General features: G+C 66.1%; 23 protein-coding genes and 2 pseudogenes. 6 read left to right on the plus strand and 19 right to left on the minus strand.

The genetic code is table 11. The annotated features are described in order from the left end of the window. Positions 1-2: 2 nt before the first annotated feature. From ACLMAL_RS13030 to ACLMAL_RS13040, 3 genes are read right to left on the minus strand one after another with little or no spacing between them, the layout of a single operon-like run. Positions 3-683, minus strand: a complete 681-nt coding sequence (locus tag ACLMAL_RS13030) for a ferritin-like fold-containing protein (protein ID WP_328405294.1) — start codon at positions 681-683, stop codon at positions 3-5. Positions 684-705: 22 nt separating this feature from the next. Beyond that, positions 706-1,761 (minus strand): alpha/beta fold hydrolase, encoded by a 1,056-nt coding sequence (locus ACLMAL_RS13035; protein WP_411999310.1) that lies wholly within the window; start codon positions 1,759-1,761, stop codon positions 706-708. 56 nt (positions 1,762-1,817) lie between these two features. Continuing rightward, on the minus strand, positions 1,818-2,675 hold the full coding sequence (locus ACLMAL_RS13040; protein ID WP_411999311.1) for an SCO6745 family protein: 858 nt from the start codon (positions 2,673-2,675) through the stop codon (positions 1,818-1,820). A 413-nt stretch (positions 2,676-3,088) separates the two neighbouring features. Between ACLMAL_RS13040 and ACLMAL_RS13045 the strand changes: the two genes are divergently transcribed. After that, positions 3,089-4,837: a DEAD/DEAH box helicase gene (locus tag ACLMAL_RS13045; RefSeq protein WP_411999312.1), complete on the plus strand. Its 1,749-nt coding sequence runs from the start codon at positions 3,089-3,091 to the stop codon at positions 4,835-4,837. Between the two features lie 27 nt (positions 4,838-4,864). Then, positions 4,865-6,103 carry a hypothetical protein gene (locus ACLMAL_RS13050; RefSeq protein WP_411999313.1) on the plus strand — a complete coding sequence of 413 codons (1,239 nt, stop codon included), beginning with the start codon at positions 4,865-4,867 and terminating at the stop codon, positions 6,101-6,103. Between the two features lie 326 nt (positions 6,104-6,429). On the opposite strand, the gene ACLMAL_RS13055 is transcribed toward ACLMAL_RS13050, so the two are convergent. The 13 genes and pseudogenes from ACLMAL_RS13055 to ACLMAL_RS13115 form a co-directional block, all read right to left on the minus strand. Continuing rightward, the gene (locus ACLMAL_RS13055) at positions 6,430-6,729 is read right to left on the minus strand and encodes a hypothetical protein (RefSeq protein WP_411999314.1); all 300 of its coding nucleotides are present in this window, start codon (positions 6,727-6,729) and stop codon (positions 6,430-6,432) included. Between the two features lie 126 nt (positions 6,730-6,855). Next, positions 6,856-7,500, minus strand: a complete 645-nt coding sequence (locus ACLMAL_RS13060) for an NUDIX hydrolase N-terminal domain-containing protein (RefSeq protein ID WP_411999315.1) — start codon at positions 7,498-7,500, stop codon at positions 6,856-6,858. Between the two features lie 51 nt (positions 7,501-7,551). After that, entirely contained in the window at positions 7,552-8,001 is a 450-nt protein-coding gene (locus tag ACLMAL_RS13065; RefSeq protein ID WP_411999316.1) for a GNAT family N-acetyltransferase, read from the minus strand. A gap of 207 nt (positions 8,002-8,208) precedes the next feature. Continuing rightward, a pseudogene (locus tag ACLMAL_RS13070) lies at positions 8,209-8,891 on the minus strand (ribulose-phosphate 3-epimerase). Then, on the minus strand, positions 8,888-10,006 hold the full coding sequence (locus ACLMAL_RS13075; RefSeq protein WP_411999317.1) for a DegT/DnrJ/EryC1/StrS family aminotransferase: 1,119 nt from the start codon (positions 10,004-10,006) through the stop codon (positions 8,888-8,890). The pseudogene ACLMAL_RS13070 and the gene ACLMAL_RS13075 overlap by 4 nt, the downstream one beginning before the upstream one ends. After that, complete coding sequence (locus tag ACLMAL_RS13080) at positions 10,006-11,082, minus strand: hypothetical protein (RefSeq protein ID WP_411999318.1); 1,077 nt, start codon at positions 11,080-11,082, stop codon at positions 10,006-10,008. Before ACLMAL_RS13080 ends, ACLMAL_RS13075 begins: the two co-directional genes overlap by 1 nt. Beyond that, the gene (locus ACLMAL_RS13085; protein ID WP_411999319.1) at positions 11,079-12,191 is read right to left on the minus strand and encodes a hypothetical protein; all 1,113 of its coding nucleotides are present in this window, start codon (positions 12,189-12,191) and stop codon (positions 11,079-11,081) included. Before ACLMAL_RS13085 ends, ACLMAL_RS13080 begins: the two co-directional genes overlap by 4 nt. Further along, positions 12,188-12,688 carry a hypothetical protein gene (locus ACLMAL_RS13090; RefSeq protein WP_411999320.1) on the minus strand — a complete coding sequence of 167 codons (501 nt, stop codon included), beginning with the start codon at positions 12,686-12,688 and terminating at the stop codon, positions 12,188-12,190. The genes ACLMAL_RS13085 and ACLMAL_RS13090 overlap by 4 nt, the downstream gene beginning before the upstream one ends. A gap of 2 nt (positions 12,689-12,690) precedes the next feature. Next, positions 12,691-13,404: pseudogene (locus ACLMAL_RS13095) on the minus strand (iron-containing alcohol dehydrogenase); the annotation flags it as partial. Continuing rightward, complete coding sequence (locus ACLMAL_RS13100; RefSeq protein ID WP_411999321.1) at positions 13,316-14,389, minus strand: ROK family protein; 1,074 nt, start codon at positions 14,387-14,389, stop codon at positions 13,316-13,318. The gene ACLMAL_RS13100 and the pseudogene ACLMAL_RS13095, both read right to left, overlap by 89 nt. 2 nt (positions 14,390-14,391) lie before the next feature. Beyond that, positions 14,392-15,084, minus strand: coding sequence for a 6-phosphogluconolactonase (locus ACLMAL_RS13105; protein WP_411999322.1), 693 nt, complete (start codon positions 15,082-15,084; stop codon positions 14,392-14,394). A gap of 42 nt (positions 15,085-15,126) precedes the next feature. Then, positions 15,127-15,492, minus strand: a complete 366-nt coding sequence (locus ACLMAL_RS13110) for a hypothetical protein (RefSeq protein WP_411999323.1) — start codon at positions 15,490-15,492, stop codon at positions 15,127-15,129. A 177-nt stretch (positions 15,493-15,669) separates the two neighbouring features. Then, positions 15,670-15,813: a hypothetical protein gene (locus ACLMAL_RS13115; RefSeq protein ID WP_411999324.1), complete on the minus strand. Its 144-nt coding sequence runs from the start codon at positions 15,811-15,813 to the stop codon at positions 15,670-15,672. Between the two features lie 153 nt (positions 15,814-15,966). Here ACLMAL_RS13115 and ACLMAL_RS13120 point away from each other — a divergent pair, with 153 nt between their 5' ends. Then, entirely contained in the window at positions 15,967-17,667 is a 1,701-nt protein-coding gene (locus ACLMAL_RS13120; protein ID WP_411999325.1) for a VWA domain-containing protein, read from the plus strand. Between the two features lie 349 nt (positions 17,668-18,016). Here the strand turns inward: ACLMAL_RS13120 and ACLMAL_RS13125 are convergent, their stop codons facing one another. Continuing rightward, complete coding sequence (locus ACLMAL_RS13125; protein ID WP_411999326.1) at positions 18,017-18,838, minus strand: LLM class F420-dependent oxidoreductase; 822 nt, start codon at positions 18,836-18,838, stop codon at positions 18,017-18,019. 65 nt (positions 18,839-18,903) lie between these two features. Between ACLMAL_RS13125 and ACLMAL_RS13130 the strand changes: the two genes are divergently transcribed. From ACLMAL_RS13130 to ACLMAL_RS13140, 3 genes are all read left to right on the plus strand, one after another. Continuing rightward, a complete protein-coding gene (locus ACLMAL_RS13130) occupies positions 18,904-19,266 on the plus strand; it encodes a MerR family transcriptional regulator (protein ID WP_328408975.1) in 363 nt (120 codons plus the stop codon). 609 nt (positions 19,267-19,875) lie between these two features. Beyond that, positions 19,876-20,160 (plus strand): hypothetical protein, encoded by a 285-nt coding sequence (locus tag ACLMAL_RS13135; RefSeq protein WP_411999327.1) that lies wholly within the window; start codon positions 19,876-19,878, stop codon positions 20,158-20,160. Continuing rightward, positions 20,160-20,714, plus strand: coding sequence for a TauD/TfdA family dioxygenase (locus ACLMAL_RS13140; protein ID WP_411999328.1), 555 nt, complete (start codon positions 20,160-20,162; stop codon positions 20,712-20,714). Before ACLMAL_RS13135 ends, ACLMAL_RS13140 begins: the two co-directional genes overlap by 1 nt. Before the next feature lie 190 nt (positions 20,715-20,904). On the opposite strand, the gene ACLMAL_RS13145 is transcribed toward ACLMAL_RS13140, so the two are convergent. Together ACLMAL_RS13145 and ACLMAL_RS13150 are read right to left on the minus strand one after the other, a co-directional pair. Next, a complete protein-coding gene (locus ACLMAL_RS13145; RefSeq protein ID WP_328408968.1) occupies positions 20,905-21,576 on the minus strand; it encodes an aspartate/glutamate racemase family protein in 672 nt (223 codons plus the stop codon). A gap of 61 nt (positions 21,577-21,637) precedes the next feature. Then, on the minus strand, positions 21,638-21,997 hold the full coding sequence (locus tag ACLMAL_RS13150; protein WP_411999329.1) for a YrdB family protein: 360 nt from the start codon (positions 21,995-21,997) through the stop codon (positions 21,638-21,640). Positions 21,998-22,466 lie beyond the last annotated feature (469 nt).

A 22,466-nucleotide genomic window follows, 5' to 3' on the forward strand; every position in this document is an offset into this window, starting at 1 on the left:
GGTCAGATACCCAGCACGGCCATGCGTTCGGCGTGGCTGGCCTGCATGCGCTCGAACAGCGCCGCGATGCCGTTGAGATCGCCGGTCGCGGTCAGCACCAGCTCGGTGAGTTCGTCGCGCTGGGCCATCACGTATTGCGCCTGGGTGATGGCCTCGCCGAGCAGCCGCCTGCCCCAGAGGGTGAGCCGGTCGCGTTCGGAGCGGCTGGTCGCGACCGCGCGCCGCACCTCCTCCACCACGAATTCGGAGTGGCTCGTCTCGGCGAGCACGTCCCGGACCACGGCGGCGACCTCGGGAGTAAGAGCGCCGGCAATCTCGGTGTAGAAGTCGGCGGCGATGCCATCGCCGACATAGAACTTCACCATCGACTCGAGCCAGGTCGAGGGGTCGGTGGAGTCGTGGTAGGCATCCAGTGCGCGCACATAAGGCGCCATCGCGTCGAAGATGTCGAGGCCGCGCTCGGCCAGTGCCGACTCCAGGGTCTCGAAGTGCCGCATCTCCGCGGCCGCCATCTTCGCGACCGCGACCTTGCCGCGCAGTGTCGGGGACAGCTTGGCCTCTTCGGCCAATCGATAGAAGGCGGAAATCTCACCGTAGGCGAGCACCGCGAACAGCTCGGTGACCCCCGAGTGGCCAGCGGCGATGGACGAAACATCTAGCGCGGCAGATGACTGGGCTCCCATGCCACACAGCCTAGTACCCGACTCACGCAGCTTCCCGCAGGAACTTGTCGAGATAGGTCCAGGTGGTGTCGCGAGCGGTCAGGCCTGCGAGGATGCCGAGGTGGCTGCCCGGGGCCGTTTCGTAGCGCACGGACTGGGCGCCGGCGAGGGTCCGAGTGCCCGCCTCGACCGCGCCGGCCGGGGTGATGACATCGGTCGGCCCGCCGACAAGCAGCACCGGCGCAGTCACCTGTGCCAGTTCGATCCGTCGCCGGCCCAGGTGCACCACACCGCGGCCGATGTCGTTGTTGAGGATCAGCCTGCCCCAGAGCTGGCCGTAGAAGCGGCCGGGATACCCCGGCATCTCGGCCATGAAGCGGTCGATCGTCTCCATCCTCGCCAACGTTTCGGTGCGCGCGATATTGCTCGCCACGAACCACGGGCGGGTCAGTTCCCTGTCCCATGCGGTGACCTTGTAGGCGAACCGCGTCAGCGCGGCCGGGATGCCGCCCGCCGCGCGCACGGCCGTCGAGGTCGCGATTCCGCCGGTGAGCTTGGCGACTGCACGCAGTTGCGGAATGCCGGTCATCTTGTCGTAGTCCAGCGGCGAGCCGACCGCCGTGATGGACCGGATCGGCAGCTGCTGGTGTGCGGCGGCGGCGAGCAGCGCCAACGTCCCGCCGATGGACCAGCCGACGAGATCGACCGGCCGACCGTCCTGATCGGCGGAGGTGCGCCGGATCGCCTCCGGCAGGATGTCGTCGATCCAGTCCTCGAAGCCCATCCGCCGATCAGCAAAGGTGATCTCGCCGTAGTCGACGACATACGGCGTGCGGCCGGTGTCGAGCAGGAACCGGGCCAGGCTCTGATCGGGCCGCAGGTCGAAGCAGCTGGCGGGCGCGGCGAGCGGCGGCACGAGCAGGACCGCCGACTCTGGTGCGGCGCCGGCGAGTTCGGGGCCTTCGAAGCGGCGCAGCTGTCGGTGCGGTTCATCGGAAAGCACCGTCGACGGGGTGGGGTCCGGCGCCTCGATGCCGGGGCCGAAGGTCAGCGCCCAGGCATTGCGGGCGGCAATGGAGACGGTGTCTGCGAGGCTCACAGACAAGAATCTCTCACACTGTGATACCGGCGGTAACAGGCAAGTCGGGTTTGCGGCTACGCGTGCCCCATTCCGATGGGGTTGATCGGCGGCACCAAGGATGCCTGTACCTGCTTCACCAGTGGTGCGAGGACAAACATCAGCTCAGCACTCGCATCCTGCGACAAGGTCGAGAGCGCGCCGTTCCATGCGGCATCGTCGGTGCTCGCTTCGACCCGCTGCGACAACTCCGCACCGCCGACCGTCAGTGACGGACTCGTCGGCTCGCCCTCGATCAGGCCGCGTGCGCGCAATTCGTCGGCATTGTCGGACCACTCCTGCTCCGACCATCCGCGCGCGGACCGCATGACCGACGCCGGCACCTTGCCTGCGGCCACCTGAATCACCAACGCCTGCGCACCGGTCAGTCCGTGCGCGACCAGCGCGGCCACATGCCCGTCACCACGGTGCTCGCGCAACGACGTGGTGAGCTGCCACAGCGCGGCGACCGGATCCTCCGACAACGGCAATTCGGCATTCGCCGCGAACAGCGCCCGCCCGGTCGGATCCGCCGCACGCAGCACCGGTGTCAGCAACTCGACGCCGCGCGCGCATTCGGCATTCCCCGCACCCGCGCCACGCAACAGCCCGGTCGACACGGCGAGCCTGGCCTCGAGGCTTTGCTGCGGGGTGGACCTGGTCCAGGCATCCGGCAGCGCTTTACCGACCATGTCGGGGTGGAACCCGGCAAAGGTCGCGACCACGGTGCCCGCCGTCACAGCGCCGAGCGGGGCAGCCCGAAATGCGAAGTATGTCTGCCAATATCCGCGCAGGCCGATCGCGACTCCGGCGTCCTTGATCGGCGCTCCGAAATACACCACGTCGTGCAGTGGTTCGAGGCTGGTCCAGATTCGCCGCGCAAGATGAATTGCCATGTGGCGCAGCGTACGTCGGCGAGCCGCACGAGGAAACCGGACTTTTGTGTCGAATTTATCGCGGCGGCAATTCGAGCCGTGCACAATATCACGCTACAATCACTGCGGACAACGAAAAGTTTCGCCCGACCGAGTCGCCGGATCGCATGGTCACACGGGCACCGGGTGCGAGGTTTTCGATGTCCAGGAAAATGTGCGCGCACCAGATCCGCATCACCACAGCGCCGCGCCGATGTCTCCAGGTAGCTGCCGTACGGCACCCGCTGACATCAGGCTGTAGCCGGAGTGAGCATCACAGGCGGATACGTGGTTGTCGCGGGCCGACCGGTCCGCCCCACGCCTCGTGCGCGCGTGACGCGCTAACGAGGAAAGGCACGAACCTGAGCAAGATCACTGTCGAACAGGAACCGGGCTTGGCAGACACGCTGCTGACCGCCGAACTGGACGAAACCCACACTGCACCGACTTTTGCCGAATTGGGCGTGCGCGAGGAAATCGTGCGCGCACTCGGCGAGATCGGAATCGAACGCACTTTCGCGATCCAGGAACTCACCCTTCCTTTGGCGCTCGCCGGTGAAGATCTCATCGGTCAGGCGCGCACCGGCATGGGTAAGACGTTCGGATTCGGTGTGCCGCTGCTGCACCGCATTGCCACCGCCGACACCGGAACCACACCGCTGGACGGCACCCCACGGGCACTGATCATCGTGCCGACCCGCGAGCTGTGCATCCAGGTCACCCAGGATCTCGAGAACGCGAGCAAGTACCTGAAGAACCATCAGGGCCCGCTACGCGTGCTGTCGATCTACGGCGGCCGTCCCTACGAGTCCCAGATCGCCGCGCTGCGCTCCGGTGTCGACGTCGTGGTCGGCACCCCGGGCCGCCTGATGGACCTGGCCGATCAGGGCCACCTGATCCTCGGCAAGGTCGGCGTGCTGGTCCTCGACGAGGCCGACGAAATGCTCGACCTCGGCTTCCTGCCGGATATCGAGCGCATTCTCGGCATGGTGCCCACGCAGCGTCAGACGATGCTGTTCTCGGCGACCATGCCGGGCCCGATCATCACCCTGGCCCGCACCTTCCTGAGCAGGCCGACGCACATCCGGGCCGAGGAGCCGCACGATTCCGCCGTGCACGACCGCACCGCGCAGTTCGTCTACCGCGCGCACGCGCTCGACAAGAGCGAGTTGATCGCCCGCATTCTGCAGGCCGAGACCCGCGGCGCGACGATGATCTTCACGCGCACCAAGCGCACCGCGCAGAAGGTGGCCGACGACCTGGCCGAGCGCGGGTTCTCCGTCGGCGCGGTGCACGGTGACCTCGGACAGATCGCCAGGGAGAAGGCGCTCACCAAGTTCCGCAAGGGCGCCATCGATGTGCTGGTCGCGACCGATGTCGCGGCGCGCGGCATCGACATCGACGACGTCACGCACGTCATCAACTACCAGTGCCCGGAGGACGAGAAGACCTACGTGCACCGGATCGGCCGCACCGGCCGTGCCGGGCGCACCGGCGTCGCGATCACCCTGATCGACTGGGACGAACTCAATCGCTGGGCGGGCATCGATAAGGCGCTCGGTCTCGGTATCCCGGAGCCGGTGGAAACGTACTCGCGCTCACCGCACCTCTACTCGGAGCTCGGCATCCCGGAGGGCGTGACGGGCACCGTCCGCAAGCCGAAGGTGGAGCGCGACGAGGACGCCGTTGTAGTCGAGCGGCCCGCGCGTGCCCCACGCAAGCGCAACCGCAGGCGGACAAGGGCCGGGGAGCCGATCGACCCGGCTGATGTCACCGGCACCGAGGACGGCGCGGTCGCAACGTCCTCCGAGACCGTGGCACCCGTCGACAACGGCGAGGCCGAGGACGAGAACGCCGAGAAGCCTGCCCGTCGACGTCGCCGTAGGCGCAAACCCGCAGGGGATGCCGACGCGACCACGGACACCGACGGTGCAGACATCGGTAGTGCCGACAACGGCACCGCCGTGGCCGACAGCTCCGACAACGGTACCGCCGAGGTGCGCGCGAGCGCGGACAACGGCGGTGACGACGCCGCGGCGGCCGACCAGCCCGCGCGACGTCGACGTCGTCGGCGCAAGCCCGTGGGCGAGAACGGCAACGAGATCACCGCAGAAGTAGGCGCCACAGCCACGGCATCCGTCTAGTCCGGCGGATCCGCTACTCTCGCAATCGTGCTCGAACCTGAGCGGCGGACGCGCGCCGACATCATCTCCGCAGTCGCGATCGCCGTGCTCGTGGCGATCGCGGCGGCGTTGGTGTGGGCGCGCGGCGACGCCAACGGCACCGAGTCGCTGACCGCGGAACATCCCGTGTCGACGCCGCCCGCCGCGGAACAGTTGCCGACTGCCCTGCACGAACTGTGGCACGCGCCCGACGCGGCAACCGCACGCGCCCTCGTCGCCGGTGGCGCGGTGATCACCGGCGATGACGGCACCGTCGTCGGCCGCGATCCGCAGTCCGGTGCGCAATTGTGGCTGTATCGCCGCGACATGCCGTTGTGCGGGGTGGAGTCGCAATTCGGCACGGTGGTCGCGGTGTACCGGGATCAGCGGGGCTGCAGCCAAGCCACCCTGCTCGCGGGCGAGGACGGTTCGCGGCGCACCGCTCGCAGCAGCTACATGGACGAGACGCTGCAGTTGTCCGTCGACGGCACCTACGTGCTCGCCAAGGGACCGCAGCGGCTGGAGATGTGGCGCTCGGATCTGGTGCGCACCCTCGAATACGGCTATGTCGACGCGCCGGTGAATGTGAAAACTCAACCACGCAAGGGCTGCTCCCTACTGTCGGCCGGGTCGAGCGCCTCTCGGGTCGCAGTACTGGAGCGCTGCCCGGAAGACCCTGCCGACCGGCTGACCGTGCTCAACCCGGCACCGAAAGACAACACCGTCCCCGAGGAACACGGCTCGCACGTGCTGATGGGGCCGGGGACCGATTCTGCCGACGCCCGGGTGATCGCGGTGTCGGACAACCGAATTGTGCTGTACCTACCCGGCGGGCCCGCAGCCCCGGGCGTGGAAGCCGCGACACCACGGCTCGCCGTCTACGACGGCACCGGGAATCTGCTTATGGTGCACCAACTTTCCGCGCCGCTGACCGACAAGGCGACGACAACTCGCATCAGCTCCGCCTTCTTCGTTTTCACCGGCAACAGCGTGATCGCGTTGAGTGCCAGCACTTTCGACCCACTGTGGACCACCCCGAACGCCCTCGGCGGACCCGCATTCATGGCAGGCAAGCTGCTCGTTCCGGTGACCGGAGCGCTCGCCGCTCTCGACCCGACATCCGGCGCCGAGACAGCCCGCATCCCGGTGCATCGCCAGGGCTCCGAAAACTCCCCCATCTCACTCGCCGTACTCGGCACCACGGTGCTGGAAAAGCGCGGCACGCAGCTGTACGCCCTCGGCCAGTGACGACCGATTTCGCAAGCACATGGGTAACTCCATGTACTCGCAAAGGGCTAGCGTGCGATGGGTGTCATTGTCAAGGTTGGCAGTGTTGGGTGTCGTTGATTCAGCAAGCCCCTGAACAGCGGATACATCGAGAATCGGGCCATTTGTGGCTGTGATATCGGTTACTGACGTTGGGGTGCGCGGGTGGCGTTGGTTGACGTCAGCCATTAAATAGCGGGTTTGATGACAAACCGCGACGGTTGGCCAGCCATGCCGGACACGAGCGATCGGGTGGCGTGCCGTTTGCCATCGTCCGCCGCAGCAGCTTCGGTGATTACGCGGCGGGGTCAAGGATTGAGGAGGTCGAAACCGGCATCGAGATTGTTGGCGGCTTCGCGACCCTTGTCGGTGATCACGTACTTCTGGTCAGTTCTATCGGTGCCGATGACGACGTATCCGTCGTCGCCGTGAACGTGGTTGAGGTAGCCGTGTCGGTGGAACCAGGTGAACGCGTGCGACACGCTGTTGCGACGTGGCATGGCGAGCTGTTTGTAGAGGCGTTCGGCCCACTGCGGTTCACCGTCGCTCATCGCCTCGAGGATCGCTCGCTTGTTGGGAGTCCACGGTGTCCGGGCATGGATCGTCACTGCGCAACTGTCTCCGTATGTGGTGTTGAAAGTTCGGGGTGGCAGCCCGTCCGTCTTTGAATCGGCCAGATACGGCTCGAAACCAGGGCCGACTATGCCTATGCGTAGTTGGGTGATGACGGATGGTCAGTCGAACATGGTTGGTAGGTCTGGCTTATTCCAGTGGTCGTGGAGAAGCCGGATTTGGGTGTCGAGTACACGAGTGGTCGACAGTTCGGGCAGGTCGTCGACGGGGAACCAGGCGACTTCCATGGTCTCGACGGGGCTGGGTTGGCCGTGGGAGATGGTCTCGCACAGGAAGAACAGCTTGTACACGTGGTAAGGAAAGGCGGGCTTGTGGCCTTGCACGTCACGGTCGTGCAAGGCCACGAGTTTGCGGGCGCGGACGGTGATTCCGGATTCCTCGTGGACTTCGCGTTCGACTGCGAGTGAGGGGGGTTCCAGGACATCGCACCAGCCTCCGGGCAGGGTCCATTTCTCATCGCTGCGGTCGCGGATCAGCAGGATGCGGCCCTCGTCATCGAAGACGCCGCCACGGACGTCGACTTTGGGTGTCATGTATCCCTGTTCGAGAAACACGTTCTGGTGCAGGTCCTCGACGGTGCCGCTGCTGATGAGGGCCAGCAGGTCGACGGCTATCTCTTTGGCCTGTTCGTAGCGCTGCCGGTCGAAGACGTCCGTGGCAAAGACGAGGCCGTTGTGCGCAAGGGCGGCCAGGGCAAGGGCGTGTTGGCGGATCTGGGCCTCGGCTGTTGGTTGAGCGTTGTCCATCCAGGGTCCTTCGGTCGGATCGGCGTTGTCGCAGTGGCTGTTCGACGCAAATCAGGGGATCATGCGGTATGTCGTGGACTGGCGTGGGGTGAATCCGAGCCGCTGGTAGAGCTGGTTGGCTGCGGATTTCGTCGGGGTCGACGTGAGGTTGACTGTGCGCGCTCCGTGGTCCCTCGCGATGGACAGCGCAGCGGTGGTCAGGGCTCGTCCGGCGCCGAGCCCGCGTGCGGCTTGGTCGACCACGACATCTTCGATGCGTGCTCGCAGCCCGGTGGGGATCGTGTACATGACCAGTGTCAGCGCGCCGACGATCGCTCCATCGACACGTGCCGTGAGCAGCCGCGTCGAGGAGGAATCGATGACCGCCTCCAGGAGATCACGGGTCAGAGGTGCTGCGGTGGTGGACAGTTGGGGTAGGAGGGCGGTCAGCGCGGCCAGCGTCTCGTCGTCTACCTGGGTCACGATGTCGATCACAACTGCCTCGGGTGTCTGCGAAACCATGGGCTCCTCCTGCGTTGCGTTACGGATTCGACGCCTCGACATGGGTCGAAAAGTGCTGGGTTGGAACGATTTTCGACAAGTCCACCAGAACTGGCCAGATGGCAGCGGCAGCGTTGGCACCAGCGTATCCCGTGTGGTGCCGGGTGGACCTGCGGCGGCCACGCGCTGGTGCGTCTCGCTGTTTCGCACGACTGCCTGCTGGTTCGGTCAGTGTTCCTGCACGGTGGCGGCGGTCTGGACGGGTTGGGCGAGGCGGTGGACTGCTTTGGACAGGTCGGTGTCGGTGGAATTGAAGATCGCGCTGCCCGCGACGAGGGTGTCGGCTCCGGCGTCGATTGTCTGTGGTGCGGTGGTGGTGGTGATGCCGCCGTCGGCGACGAGTTCGACGGTGTCGAGGTGCAGGTTGTACAGGGTGGTGCGCAGGGTGCGGATCTTGTCCGGGACGGTGGGATCGAAGGTGCTGGTGCCGGGTCGGCTGGTCATGAGTACGACGAATCCAAGCGCCCGAGGTAGGGGTCGAGGAGTTCGAGGCCGAGGTCGGGGTTGAGCACGAGCCCTTTGCGGATGCCGGCTGTCTGGAGGGTGTCGAGGGCTGTGCCGATATCGGTAGCGGCATCGACGTGGAAGCTGATCCGGTCGGCTCCAATGTCGATGAGGTCGTCGATGTAGCGCTCGGGTTTGAGGGTCTGCAGATGGATATCGAGTGGCAGGGTCGTGTGCTGGCGGATGGCGGTGACGGTGCGCAGGCCGAAGCTGATCGCGGGCGTGTAGTGGCCGTCCATGATGTCGAGGTGCAGGTACTTGGCGGTGCTGGCTGCGACACCGTCGATGGCGTCGCGCAACGACAAGGGATCAGCGCCGATCAGCGCCGGTGCGATGGACACGTTCATGCGAGGCCCTCCTGGGAGGAGGTGATTGCGGTGGTCAGGCGGTCACAGATGAAGTCGACATCTGCTGGCGACAAGTCCGGGCGGATCGGCAGGCACAGGGTGTTCGCTGCCTGATATTCGGCATGTGGGTACGCACCGTCGAACCGGTAGCGCGCGAACGCAGGCTGGCGGTGAACGGGAACGGGGTAGCGGACGACGGCATCGATGCCGTCCGATCGCAGCTGTGCGAGCACAGCATCGCGATGAGGCACGGTGACCTGATAGAGGTGATAGACGTGGTCGCCGGGGTCTTGCAACGGCGGTGGAACCGTGATGGCCGGGTGAATCAGGGCGCGGGCGTATCGGGCCGCAATGGTGCGGCGTTGGGCGTTCCAGCCGTCGAGAAGGTCGAGTTTGGCGTCGAGGACGATGGCTTGGATCGCGTCGAGTTTGGAGTTCACCCCCAGGGCGACGTGGTTGCCCTGTCCGTCCTGTCCGAGGCCGCGCAGGATCCTGATCTTGTGATCGATGTCGGGGTTGTTGGTGACGACAGCTCCGGCGTCGCCAGCCGCGGCGAGGTTCTTACTCGGATGAAAGCTGAAGGCGGCAGCAGCGCCGAAAGTGCCGACCCGCCTGCCGCCCCAGAAGGCTCCGACGGCTTGGGCACAGTCCTCGACAAGGGGAATTTCGTGTCGGGAGGCGATTGCGGTGACCCGGTCCATGTCCAGGCTGCGGCCGAACAGGTGGACCGCGAGGATAGCTTTGGTGCGCGGCCCGCACGCTGCGTCGAGAGCATCGAGATCCATGAGATAGCTATCGGGTTCGCAGTCGACAAGCACAGCCGTCGCCCCGACCGTCGTGATCGCCAGGGCTGTGGCGTGGAAGGTATTCGCGACGGTGACTACTTCTTCGCCCGGCCCGATACCGAGCGCGGTCAAGGTGAGGGTCAGTGCGTCTGTGCCGGTGTTGACACCGATCGCGTGGGCAGCGCCGAGGTAGTCGGCGAATCGGTGCTCGAAGCGGGCGACCGTTTCGCCGAGGATGTAGTCGCCGGTGGCCAGCGCGTGCCTGATCTGGTCGGTGGTGGCGGGCAGGTCGGCGAACTGGGCGAGGTGGTTGTAGCGGGGAATCTTCATCACGACTCCGGGGGAATGGGTGGACGGATCTGCACGATCGTTTTTCCGAGGCCGCCGCGGGCTGCGTTGGCGGTGAGATAGTCGGCAGCTGCGTCGAGTCCGAGGACCTGGGTGGTCAGTCGCTCGACGCAGAGCGACGGTGACCACCCGGCATCGGGGGCCTGCTGCAACAGCTTCAGGGCGGTGTGGAAGTCCGCTCGGGTGGCCCCGTGGCTGCCCGCGAGGTGGTACCGCCCGCTCGACCTGGAGAGTTCGTGAAGGTCTTCGGTGCGGCGCAGTCGGTCGATGTCGATGGTGTCGAGCCGGTCACCCGGCCGTGTGCCTGCAAAGATCAGCAGCAGTCCGTCGTCGGCGAGCATGTCCAAGCAGGTCGCCAGAACCTGCGGCGTGGCAGCGGCAGTGGCCACAACGATGCGCTGAAACGGTGGACAGTGCTGGTGGGAGTCAAGGACCCCGGAGGGCATTGCGCGGCGGCTGCGCAGGAACTCGATACGCGGGCTGCTGGGGTTGAGCAGGACAGACCGGTGGCCGGTGGCGGTGAGGACCGTACTGATCAGGGTCCCGGCCATCCCCGCACCGAAGACCGCGATCGTGGTCTCTGGTGACAGTGCGAGGTCCGCGGTGGCGGTGTGCAGCCGAGTGGCGCAGTGGACCGCGCATGCCAGCGGTTCGGCGAACACGGCCACCCGATCGGGCAGCCCGGCGGGGACCGGTACTAGCGCGGCACGCAGCTGGTTGGAGTCACCGGTGAGTTCGACCAGTTCAGCGAATCCAGATGTCCGGTGAGCCAGCTTTGGGTGCGGATCGAACACAACCGTGCGACCCCGCAGGTTTGCCAAGGCCGGGGTGCAGTCGAGGATGCTGCCGATGATCTCGTGGCCGAAGTCACGGCGGCCGAACCGGATACCGCTGATCTCGCGTAGATCCGAGCGGCAAACACCGACCGCTCGTGGTGCCAGAACAACATTGCCGGTGGCGAGCACGGACGACACACCGGCCACGGTGGCGGTGGTGAGGAAGGCGGTGTGGTCGCGGTGATCGATACGCCGATAGGTCGTTGCGAGGTGAGCGGTCATTGGATCGCCTCGAGGTGATCGGCCACAGTGGTCGACATGTCAGCGTCGCGCGCGGGCCCGGACATGGTCAGGTCGACGATGACCTTGACGTGCTCACCGAAAGGTCGTTCGCCTCGGGCCATAGCCGGGATGCGCAGGGCAGCTTCTTCGAGAGAGATCACGTGGCTGATGACCCTGCCGAATCGGCTGGGAGCCGCGAGGAGATGCTGCTGGGCTTGGTCGAGATGGGCTGGTGATGTTCCGCGATGCCCGGTCACCCACACCCGCTTGCCAGCGGCGGGGAATACTTGGACGGCGTCGGGGCCGGACGAGCGCCCGCACACGTTGGCACGTCGTACGGCCGACAAGTCGATGCCGGGCAGCGCCTGGTGCCGCAGCCCGGCAGGGATACCACCGAACAGGTCGAGCACGCCCTTGTCGCAGAGGCTGGCCGTAGCCGCGCAGATGGCCGTGACGGTCGCCTCGCGCGGCAAGCACACGACTGCGCCGTCGACGCTGGCCGGTTGTATCCGATCGGTGAGGGTGCTCGCGGGCAGCACACCGAGCCGTCCGATGTAGCGCAATCGCTCTCGGCGTGGGTGGACCAGTTGCATCCGGTATCCGAGGTCTTCGCCCAGCATCGCCACCAGCAGGGCTGCTGAACCACTGCCGAAGACCGCGACCGTTGCACTGGGGCGCAGATGCACGCGCATCAGCTCCCACACATAGAGAGCGGTGGCGGTGGGTTCGACCAGCGCGCCGAGGTCGAGCGAGAGGTCCTTGTGTGCGGCGACAACTCCGCATGGGAGTCCGGTGGGAACGTAGTCTCGCAGGATTCCGTCGTAGCTGTGGCCCAGGATCACGTCTTGGTCATTCGGGTCAACGGGATTGAAGATCTCGCAGCCTCGTTTGTCCGGGGTGATTGCGGGACCTTCGTGGCCCAGGATTGTGGCTCGGTCGGACCGTGCGCCGCGTTGCATCTGTAGGTCGGTGCCACAGATGCCTGCTCGCAGGACACGGCGGAGCGTGGGTGGTTCGAAGGTGATGGGCGCAGGCTTGCGCTGCAGGCACAGTTCATCGCCGCTGCGGACGAGGGCGCGGTTGACGGCGGTGGTTCCGGTGGCGGTCATGCGGTGCACAGTTCGTTGTGGAACGGGCGCACCGCATCGGCTGCGGTGGCCAGCTCGGTCGGGGTGATGTCCTGGGCGAAGATCGCGGTGCCGATTTTGGTGAGCAGCGGGATGTTCTGGTTGCCGTCGCGGTGGCGGATCGAGTCCGACAAGCCCGCTCGCAGCATGTCGTCGGTGATGCAGGTGTGGCTCAGTGGCAGCCCGACGCGGGCCATCAGTGTCAGGATTCGGCCCAGGCATTCGTCGTCGATCAGTTGACGCTGTTGGGCGAGCACGCAGGACAGCGCGATGTCGATAGCGACTGCTTCGCCGTGGTACAGCTTCGGTTTCGCTGCCAGTTCGAACGAGGGGCTGAAGGTGTGGCCGAAGTCGGGCAGTCGGGCGAGGTTGTCCTCCCACAGATTCGGTTCCAGTTCCTCGACGATCGCGGTGATCGCGGCGTCGATGATGGGACCGCTGACAGTGGTATGTGCTCCGAAACCGGAGCGGTGGTCCATTCCCGCTCGATACGGTCGAACAGTCCGCTGTCTTTGACCAGTGCGATCTTGAGGATCTCGGCCATCCCGTTGGAGATCTGTCGCGCGGGCAACGGCGCAAGGAAGCTCGGGTCGACGATGGTCTCGCTCGAGGCGTAGTAGGTGCCGAGCCGGTTCTTGCGGCCGTTGAAATTGATCCCGGTCTTGACTCCCACGGCGGCGTCGACCATTCCCAACAGAGTGGTCGGCACTCGGACATAGGGCACGCCGCGGCGGTAGATGCTCGCGGCGAAGCCGACGACATCGGTCAGGACTCCACCGCCGACGGCGACGACGGCATCCCGGCGCCGGCTGAGTCCGAACTTGTCGTACTCGCGGATGATCCGGCTCACTGTCTCGGAGTTCTTGGTGCGCTCGGTGGTTTCGATCGGTACGACGGTGCACAGTGAGGTGTAGGTGTCGAAGTAGGTGAGGATCTGGTCGCCGAACAAGCTCATGACCGTCGAATCGACGAAGACCAGGGTGCGGCGATTGCCGACACCCACGGCGTCGGCCAGGTCGCTGTTGTCGGGGTCCAGGCAGTCTCGTGTCCGTCGAATTCGATAGCACATCGTTTGTGTCGCAGCGACACCCCAGATGCGGTCCATGTCAGTGATTCCTTCCTCCGGGCCGGGCAGTTGCCGGAAGCGATTGCCTGCGAGCGAAAAGCCCGGCACCCCGCAGTGGGTCGAGCCCATCGGATTCCAGGCGCGAGATCCGGTCGCGAAAGACGGTGGGCTGGTGAGTGGAGACGAGGTAGAGACCGTCCGCTTCCAGACAGCGGTACAAGCTGTTCATGTAGTGATCGGCGAGCGTGTCGACCACCCCGCCGGAGAGGAACACGTGATCGATGCGGGGATCGAAGGTCAGTAGGTACAGCAGGGCCCGAGCCAGCGGCGCGGTGACCGAGTCGAGAAACGCTGTGGCGTGCGGATTGTTGTGCTCTAATGCGGCGCACAGTCGAGCCAGCGGTGCTGGTTCGGTGGTCGCGTCCGCGCCCAGGATGCTTGCCAGCTGTGCCAGCTGCCGTTCGATCGCCTTTCCCGCCGCAATGGCGGAGACGTGTCCGACAGCTCCGCAATCGCAGACCGGGAGATCGGCCGACAGCGGCGCGGAGACAACAGCGGGCAGATGCCCGATTTCGCCCTGAATCCCGTGCACACGGTCCAGGACCACCTCACCGGACTCCACGTCGATGGTGCGCGCGGCGATCCCGCTGCTGACCGTCACCGCCGCAACAATTTTCACGCCCATCGCTCGGACTTCGGGCCTGCTGGTGATGGCCAGCGCGAGACTGGTCACGTCGTTGACCACCCACCACCGGGTTCGTGGTTCGTTCTCGCGCAGCGTGGCTCGCAGATCGAAGGGATCGGCGCTGTCGCCCCACAGCGGTGCGCTGGCAAGGATCTGTCCGGTGTGACCGTTGGTGGTGGCACCGATCGAGATCCCCACATCCACGACACCGGGATGGATTTCGAGCAGTCGACGGGTCTGGGCGAGAAGAAATTGCACCATCAGCTCGCGCAGTGTGGCGGTATTGCTCCCGGTACCGGCCTTCGTCACTGCCGGGTGCCGGTCGTGATCGGCGAGTACACCGGATGGGGTCAAGATCGCCAGACGCCACCACGTCCCGCCGAGATCGAACACGATCACTGGGCGGTTGTCGCCTGCTACGTTCCCCATTTTCACGCCTGGCCTGGGTGGGCTGCGGCGTCGGCCAGGACATACCCGTCCTGGCCGAGTACGACAGCGGCCGACGCTGGGGCAGTGCCTGTTGCGGGGTTGAGGATTTCGGCCAGTGCTGCCCTCTTGCCGGTGCCGGTGGCCAGCAGGATTCGAGTAGGCACGGCCCGTAGATAGTTCAGGCCGAGGCTGACTCGCTGCTCGCCGTGGTAGGTCGTGGCTACCACCCGCTGGTAGGGAGCTTCGCCGAGTGTGTGGTCGAAGATCGAGGCGGTGTGGCCGTCGGTTCCCAAGCCGAGCACCGCGATGTCGGGAACACCCTCGGCGCGCAGTCGCGAAAGTTGATTGTCGTATGCCGCAGCGGTTTCCTGACCGTCGCCGCTCACCCGAATCGGGGACCAGGTAGCGCGATGGCCCGGGTCGGTCAGGCCCAGGGCCGTCTCGATCAACCCAGCGGATCGGTCGGTTGGCTGCGGTGTCACCCGCTCGTCGGTCTGAACGAAAATCACCTTGGCCCAATCGATATCGAGTCTGCTCAGCTCGCGATAGGTCGAGACCGGCGTCGTTCCACCGGCAACTGCGATGAGACATTCACCCGTCGCGTTGATCGCTGAATGAATATGTGTGGCAATCAGATCGGCTGCTATCGAGGCCAGACCGGCTGGTGTTTCGCGGAACATACAACTCAGCGACATTGGTACCTCCTGGGTCGAGACATAGCGGGACGAAGATCTGGGTCAGCGAGATGTGAACCTGACGCACCTCATTCCGGTGCATCCGGTTCTCTCTCGTGCGGTAGTTGTCCCTCCAGTCAGGAATTGGAGTGCCTGGTTGGCGGAACGATCCACGTAGTAGGTGTGGTGGAACCACAGGATCGCGACCGGGCCGCTGGTGGTGTCACCAGGACCGGACCCGGTGACCCGGTCCATGGAAGTGATTTCCTCGCACGCGAATCCGGTCGGCTGCGCGCTCCCGTCCGGGGCCGTCACCACCGCGACCACTGCCAGTGCGGCGAGCGCGCCCAGCACTGCCGCCGCTATCCATCGGTGGCGGTGTGAGCGTGGGGTGGAGGCGGCGGTGGTGGTGTCGAACTTTGCGTACATGGTGTTCTCGGGTCCTATGGTGTGGGATCTCGGAGGTTCGGGGTGGCCCCGGTAGTCGCCGGGAAGCGACTCCGGGGCCGCCTTGGCGCGGGGCAAGGACCGGTGAGATGTCGTGTGGTCTCACCGGGCCGTCGTGCCAAGGCCATTCGGGCGGTCGAAAGGCGCGCTGTGCGCGGGTCAGGGCAGTAGGAACAGTCGCTCGTTGGGGAGGCGGGGCAATCCGGCGCAGCGACCGGGGTAGACGGCGACGGTGCCGGGGCGGCGGGCGGCCACATCACAGACGAACACCAGCGCGGCGGTCAGGCAAGCAGCGAAATCCATTCGCACACTGGAAAATTGGACCGTGAGACGGATATCTGGCTCATCTGGGCACGGTGACCGGCCGCCGTTGTTCAAGCGCGAGCGCCAATTGTTGATCGTCGTCGTCTCGACACCCACCCCACCCCGCCGCACCGCCTACTAGGAGCTACCGCCATGCCCGGACACCTGATCGCCGACCCGACCACCACCCCCGCACCCGCCGCCGATGGATGGGATGCCCTGTCCGCCGCGCTGACCGCCGAGGCCCCGCCGATCGCTGACCGTGAGGACCTGGTCGTCACGATCGCCCCCGGCGCTGCCCACGGGCACCCGGCCGTATTCATGCCGCACCGTGCCGCCATCGAAATCGACGGCAGTCGCCTGCCGATCTCCCCGGCCGCCGCGCGGCCGGACCGCAACCGAGACCGCGCCCGCTACGCGGCAGTGTGGGGCGCGTTCGTGCACGAGTGCGCCCACGCCAAGCACTCGGCGTGGGACCCGCCGCCGGTGGCCAACCCCGCTGTTGTCGAGGCCGCCATGCTGCTCGAGGAGTCCCGGATCGAGGCCGCCCAGGTCCGCCGCCGCCCCGACGACCGGCATTGGTTGCGTGCCAGCGCCACCGAGATCGTGATCGGCGACAACGGCGGCGCGAGTGCCGCCGGGCAGATCCCGCCGACCCCCTACGCCGCCGCCCACAATGCCGCACTCATCCTGGGGCGGGTCGACGGCGGTGTCCTCGAGGCGGCCGAATGCGCGCCCGCCGCCAAGGAAATCGAGTCCATCCTCGGCACCGACACCCTCGCGAAGTTGCGCGCGATCTGGCAGGAGGCGCACACCGTCGCCGATGACAACGCCGCTGCCATGCTCGAGCTCGGGCAGCGCTGGCTCGACATCGTGGGCACCGACCCTCACGACGAGCCCGTGCCGAACTCGTCTCTGTCGGGCGCGATCGCGGACACGGTCGCCAACATCACCCGGTCGGTCCTGGCCGCGCCGGTCGACCCGGACCCGGCCGAGGCCGCTTCCGCCGCGCGCATCGCCGCGCAACGTTCCGACAAGCGGGCCGCCGATCAGGCGCGCAAGGTGTTCGGCGACGGCACCAGCTACGGGTCGGGGCCGGGCACCACGCGAAGCACCCGCACACCCCGCGCGCCGCGCCAGAACGAACAGTCCGCCGCGCGGGTGCTGGCACGGGCACTCGACACCGCCGCCGCGCGCGAACGGGCCGCCGTGCGAACCACTTCGGCGCTGCCGCCGGGCCGGGTGCGGATGCGCGGTGTGCTGGCCCGGCAGGCACAGCTGGCCGCCGGTGCCATCCCGACCGCCGAACCGTTCACCCGCACCCGCAAAACCACCCCTCTACCGCCGTTGCGGGTCGGTATCGCGTGTGACGTGTCCGGGTCCATGAGAGAGTTCGCCGCCCCGGTGGCCTCGGCCGCGTGGATCATCGCCCGCGCCGCCGAGCTGGCCACCATGCCCGCCGCCACCGCGACTGTCACGTGGGGGAACTCGGTCGCACCCATCACCTACCCGGGCACCGCCCCGGCGCGGGTGACCGACTTCAACTGCCCGGATGGTGATCACGAGATCGACACCGCCATCGAGGCCCTCGACGGTGCCCTCGGTCTCGCCCGCCCCGGCGCGACCCGATTGCTGGTGATCATCTCCGACGGCCGTTTCAGCGGCGGCAACCGCAACCGCGCCCAGAAACGGCTCGACGCGCTGCGCGCGGCCGGGTGCGCGGTGTTGTGGCTGGCACCGGCAAACGGCAAAGAGCGCCCGCTGTCCGGGGTGACCGTGCACATACTCACCGATCCGGCCGCCACTGTCGTCGACATCGCCCGCGCCGCCACCGCCGCCGTACGCGCCGCCTAGGCGGAATTCGTCCATCCGCCGCGGCCGACGTCGCCACGTGCTCCTCTGCTATGACGTCGAGTGCTACTCGCTGCGGACGCGAAAGTCGTCGTGTAGTGCGAGAGCGGACGGTCGCGGGGAACTTCCAACACTGAACTAACCCGTGTTTTAGCTAGCGATCGCAACCCGTCGCGGCAATTCCTGCAAGACAGTCACTCCGTGCCGACGATAAGCGGCGACGGTCACAACCGTGACTGCCGTCCGAACTCGCCGTTTACACGATGCTGACACCGTGAACGCAACGATTGGTGCGGTCCGGTCATCCTGCCCGCTGCCGCACGGGCGATCCCGCGCCGCAGTCGCGCAGATTTCAGGCCAGCCGGCGCTCGGCTATCTTCGTGATTTCGTCGAGGGTGCGTAGCGTTTCCGATTCCGGCAGGGTCGGCAGGCTGAAGACCAATCGCTGTACCCCGGCCTCGGCATAGCCGTCGACCAGAGCCGGATCGAGCGGGACGAATGCGACTGTGACAGGCAGGTCATTGCCGTCGAGTTGGGCCACCTGAGCCGGGATCGCCGCGGGATCGTTCACCGCGGCGGGGATCCAGCCGACACCGTGGCGGATCGCGCGTTGGGCCGCCGACTCTCCGCCACCGATGAAGATCGGCGGATGCGGTTGCTGTACGGGCTTCGGCCAGGCGTACATCGGGTCGAAATCGACAAAGCGGCCGTGGTACTCGGCGAGGTCCTCGGTCCAGATCTTCCGGATGGCTTCGAGTTGCTCGTCGAGTAGCGCGCCGCGGGTGCGCGGATCGGTGCCGTGATCGGCCATCTCCTCGCGATTCCAGCCCGCTCCGACACCGAATACGAAGCGCCCGTTCGAGATCAGGTCGAGCGAGGCGACCTCCTTGGCGGTGTGGATGACGTCTCGCTGAACCAGCAGGGTGACCGAGGTTCCGAGGATCAACCGCTCGGTGACCGCCGCGATGGCGCCGAGGGTGACGAAGGGGTCCAACGCGCGGTAGTACACCCGCGGCAGCTCACCTCCGCCTGGGGCGGAGGACTTCCGACTCGCGGGAATATGCGAATGCTCAGGCAAGAATAGGGATTCGAACCCCCGCTCCTCCAGCGCTAGGCCAAGCTTCGGACCGCTGATCCCCTCGTCAGTAACGAAGGTGGTGATGCCTATCTTCATGAGTAGTATACTGAAACCTTCACATGTGTGTGAAGGTCAATGAATACTTCTGTGAGGTGGAACACATGCGTATCGGAGAGTTGTCCGAGCGAACCGGAACCTCCCGTCGGCTGCTGCGCTACTACGAGGAACAGGGCCTGATCTTCTCGCAACGCTGCCGCAATGGCTACCGCAGCTACGACGAGCACCTCGTAGAGCGCGTTCTCCAGATCCGAGGACTGCTCGATGCCGGCCTGCCGACCCGCATCATTAAGCAGATCCTGCCCTGTCTCGAGAAGGCTAGCTCCATCGTGTTCGACGAGGCCACACCGGAAATGCTCGACCTGCTGGAAGACGAACTCACCCGTATGTCCCGGCGCATCGATTGCCTCACTCGCAACCGGGAGGCCATTGCCGAATACCTCGACGCTGTACGCGCCCACGCATAACGATATGCCGACCTCTGCCGCCGGACTCAACGACCGAATTGCGACCGCTCACAAACGCATTCGTCGCTGACAGAAGGCCGTGCCAGGAGCACGGCCTTCTGGTGTGCAGTGAGGAAGCAGTGACCTCGAATCACTACTGTTGCGTCGTGCGCCTGGCTGCTCCCGGTGTTTTCGGCCGGACCGCCGTCGGCGCCACAGGGACGGGGCCTAGCCCTAGACTAACCACCCCGGGTGTCGCTGTTCGCCAGAACACCAACCCCCGCACCGCGCGGGCAACAACGACAGGACTCCAGACCCTCGACACACAGCCCACCGATGCTGATACCGCCGAGGCCAACTCGTAGCGGCACGGCCACCACCGACGGCGAGGGGCGTGTGGCGGCCTCGGCGGCCTCGCCTGTCGTGTCCCGCGGCGAGTCCGCCCGGCGTGAGTCGCCTGGCCTCGCCGCAACAATTGCCCGCGAGCCGAATTCCGCTCGTGCTGTTTGCATTCCGTGAATGGACGAGAGGAATTCGGGACCGGAATTTGTTTTCACGATCGGGCACGGACTTCGCGGCTTCCGACGCTATTCGCCGCTGGGCCAAGGAGGACACTCCTGGAGGGACACCATGATCGTCCGTAACGACACCGGCATCGCCGACCCAGCGGTCACCGCCGCTATCCCCGCGCTCGACACGGACCCGGCCGCGGCGGTCGCCCAGATGCGGCGAGCCTGCCGCGACAACGGGTTTGCGCTATTCACCATCGCCGACCCTAATGCGCCGGGCCGCACGATCCTCGCCGAGACCGCGCGATCGCTCGGTCTCGGCGACGCCTACATTCCACCGGTCTATACCGCCGACGCGGGCCGCTACGGCTACGACAGCGACGGATTCAACACAATCTCGCGGTAGTGACCACCGCCGAACATCGGTACTTCGGCACCGGTGCCACGCAAGGCTTCCACACCGACGGCACGCTTGACCCGATCGGTTTGGTGGCTACATCGTTGTTGTGGTTCGAGCGCGCGGCACCGGAGGGCGGGCACACCACGATCTTCCAGGCGGTCGAGGCGTTCGAGCATCTGCGCCGCAGCAACCCAGGCGGGGCAGCGACACTGATGTGCGAGGACACATTGACGCGGGTGGCGACCTCGTTCCACCCTCCGCAGAGGGTGACCGGGCCGGCGTTCGCCGACCTCGGCAACGGCCTGCGCGCTCGGTGGGCCGACGACGGCAACGAAATCTGGCAGCTGGCTGGTGATCTCGGTGCGCAGCGTGCGGCCATGGTCGAACAGATGCGCCAGAGGTCGCAGCCGGGTAGCCCGTACCGGCTCGATATAGCGATTCCTTCGCGTACCGGGGTGGTGCTGTGCAACGGCAGGGTGGCGCACGGACGCACCGCGTTTGTAGCCGGACCGGGCGAACGGATACTGATCCGCGGTCTGTACACCACGGAGCTGTCGTAATGAATTCAGCGGCAACACTTCTCGAACGCCGTCGCAGCGGCATCGATAACCTCCTCACGCGGTTCGGCTGCTATCTCGGTGAGGTCTTCGTGGAATGCCTCGACGGGTACTGGATCAACGAACCGTTCTGGGTGCCCCAGGCAGGAGTCACGCCCGTGGCAGGACCGGAGCGTGGAAGGGCCGAGTCCAACTACGGTATTGTTCCGGCCCGTCCCAGCGCGGCATGCGCAAGCACCTCGGTGATATCCACAGTCGGTAGTCGAGTGTTCTCCGGTGCGACAACCGATAGCTCCGTGCATCCGAGGACAACACCGTCGACATCGTCGCGATCGTAGGAGTCGATCCAGTGGCCGAGTTCACGACGCAACTCTTCGACCGGTCCGCCCGATTTGACCTGCTCTATCAGGCATCCGATTGCCCGTTGAAATTCTGGATATCGCACACGGCCCGAGAGATACGGTTCGAACAGCCTCAGCTGTCTTGTGGCCTCCGTTGCCAGCAAGAGCACTCGACGATAGGCGCGCCGCTCACACTCCGCAGACGTCTCGGCGAGAAGATTGCAGACCGGAACACGCGCTGCAGAAACGAGAGCCGTGTAGTAGGCGTGTGTCGTCGCCGACGGGACGACAATGAAATCGGCACCTGCACGCTCCAACATGGCGACCGCGTTCAGCAGCGCGGGCAACGGATCGGGCCCACGGCCCAGGAGATGCGCGATTCGGCTCGGTATCTGCTCACCGACCAGAATCGATGCCGGATACTCGTGGTCCACACTGGCTCCACTGAGGCGCAGCAACCTCTGGTGGAAATGCGCAGCAGCCAAAGGGCCAACCCCTCCGAGTATCCCTATTCGAGTGGTCATTCAACCTTTCCGATCGGTCACCGGCCAGAGGTACACATGAGCAGGACGGGCCATCAATGGTTCAGCAGCCATCCCACCGTGTCGTACTCGAGCGCGGGATAGGTCCCCAGGACGATCGCGGACAGAACCGCTGCCATCGAGAGCCGGCGATCCAGAGCGCAGCCACCCCGCCACCTGATATCACGACCTCGATCACGAGGCGCACTACTCCGGGCACCGCCACAGTGGCCGCCCCATCGCGGCTCGGATCCCCCGGCACCGCGAACCCACTCCACACCGCCACGACGGCAACCGGCAAAACCAGCACCAGCACAAACCGCCACGGCGCATAGAACTCTCGCCACCCGGGCAGGCCGAACGAGGCCATCGCGGCAGGCTCAAGCAGAAACCGCACGCCCAGCATGATCGGCTTCAACCACATGCGGCGAGCCTAACCCAGACATGTCCGGCGGCCCAGGGCTGAGAACAACCAGAACCATTGCGCCACTCCATGACTGGTGGAAACCGAACGGTGCCAACACGAATACGCCTGGCGACAGTCGCCATCGAGCCATCTCCGGACTGCTCGAGGACGCGGTCTCGCGCGCCGCCAACCACGTCGTAGTCGACGGCAGTCTCGACCATCGAGCTCGGCCGGGACGGATGCCCGCGATCGTCACGGTCGGTGAACTCGGGGAAGTCACCGGCAGCGGGCCTGTACGCCGACATTGCGGGCATGGTGCACGCCCTCAGGATCGAAGCTGTCCGCCGCCGGCGTTGACCGCGGAGAGCCGACCGTGGCGACCTGTCCAGCAGCGGTGTAGCGATCCACGCAGCCACCGACGTGCCGATTCCGGATTCGGCACCGAAGCGCCAGTTGAGCGGGTCGCACTCTAGCAGTTCGACTTTCG

It is taken from the genome of Nocardia sp. CWNU-33, from assembly GCF_046764895.1.
Taxonomy (GTDB): Bacteria; Actinomycetota; Actinomycetes; order Mycobacteriales; family Mycobacteriaceae; genus Nocardia.

Coding starts and splice junctions, on each gene's coding strand:
- ACLMAL_RS13030 (WP_328405294.1), bottom strand. CDS start 683: ATGGGAGCCCAGTCATCTGCCGCGCTAGATGTTTCGTCCATCGCCGCT.
- ACLMAL_RS13040 (WP_411999311.1), bottom strand. CDS start 2,675: ATGGCAATTCATCTTGCGCGGCGAATCTGGACCAGCCTCGAACCACTG.
- ACLMAL_RS13060 (WP_411999315.1), bottom strand. CDS start 7,500: ATGGACAACGCTCAACCAACAGCCGAGGCCCAGATCCGCCAACACGCC.
- ACLMAL_RS13065 (WP_411999316.1), bottom strand. CDS start 8,001: ATGGTTTCGCAGACACCCGAGGCAGTTGTGATCGACATCGTGACCCAG.
- ACLMAL_RS13075 (WP_411999317.1), bottom strand. CDS start 10,006: ATGAAGATTCCCCGCTACAACCACCTCGCCCAGTTCGCCGACCTGCCC.
- ACLMAL_RS13080 (WP_411999318.1), bottom strand. CDS start 11,082: ATGACCGCTCACCTCGCAACGACCTATCGGCGTATCGATCACCGCGAC.
- ACLMAL_RS13085 (WP_411999319.1), bottom strand. CDS start 12,191: ATGACCGCCACCGGAACCACCGCCGTCAACCGCGCCCTCGTCCGCAGC.
- ACLMAL_RS13090 (WP_411999320.1), bottom strand. CDS start 12,688: ATGGACCACCGCTCCGGTTTCGGAGCACATACCACTGTCAGCGGTCCC.
- ACLMAL_RS13100 (WP_411999321.1), bottom strand. CDS start 14,389: ATGGGGAACGTAGCAGGCGACAACCGCCCAGTGATCGTGTTCGATCTC.
- ACLMAL_RS13105 (WP_411999322.1), bottom strand. CDS start 15,084: ATGTCGCTGAGTTGTATGTTCCGCGAAACACCAGCCGGTCTGGCCTCG.
- ACLMAL_RS13110 (WP_411999323.1), bottom strand. CDS start 15,492: ATGTACGCAAAGTTCGACACCACCACCGCCGCCTCCACCCCACGCTCA.
- ACLMAL_RS13115 (WP_411999324.1), bottom strand. CDS start 15,813: ATGGATTTCGCTGCTTGCCTGACCGCCGCGCTGGTGTTCGTCTGTGAT.
- ACLMAL_RS13120 (WP_411999325.1), top strand. CDS start 15,967: ATGCCCGGACACCTGATCGCCGACCCGACCACCACCCCCGCACCCGCC.
- ACLMAL_RS13125 (WP_411999326.1), bottom strand. CDS start 18,838: ATGAAGATAGGCATCACCACCTTCGTTACTGACGAGGGGATCAGCGGT.
- ACLMAL_RS13130 (WP_328408975.1), top strand. CDS start 18,904: ATGCGTATCGGAGAGTTGTCCGAGCGAACCGGAACCTCCCGTCGGCTG.
- ACLMAL_RS13135 (WP_411999327.1), top strand. CDS start 19,876: ATGATCGTCCGTAACGACACCGGCATCGCCGACCCAGCGGTCACCGCC.
- ACLMAL_RS13145 (WP_328408968.1), bottom strand. CDS start 21,576: ATGACCACTCGAATAGGGATACTCGGAGGGGTTGGCCCTTTGGCTGCT.
- ACLMAL_RS13150 (WP_411999329.1), bottom strand. CDS start 21,997: ATGTGGTTGAAGCCGATCATGCTGGGCGTGCGGTTTCTGCTTGAGCCT.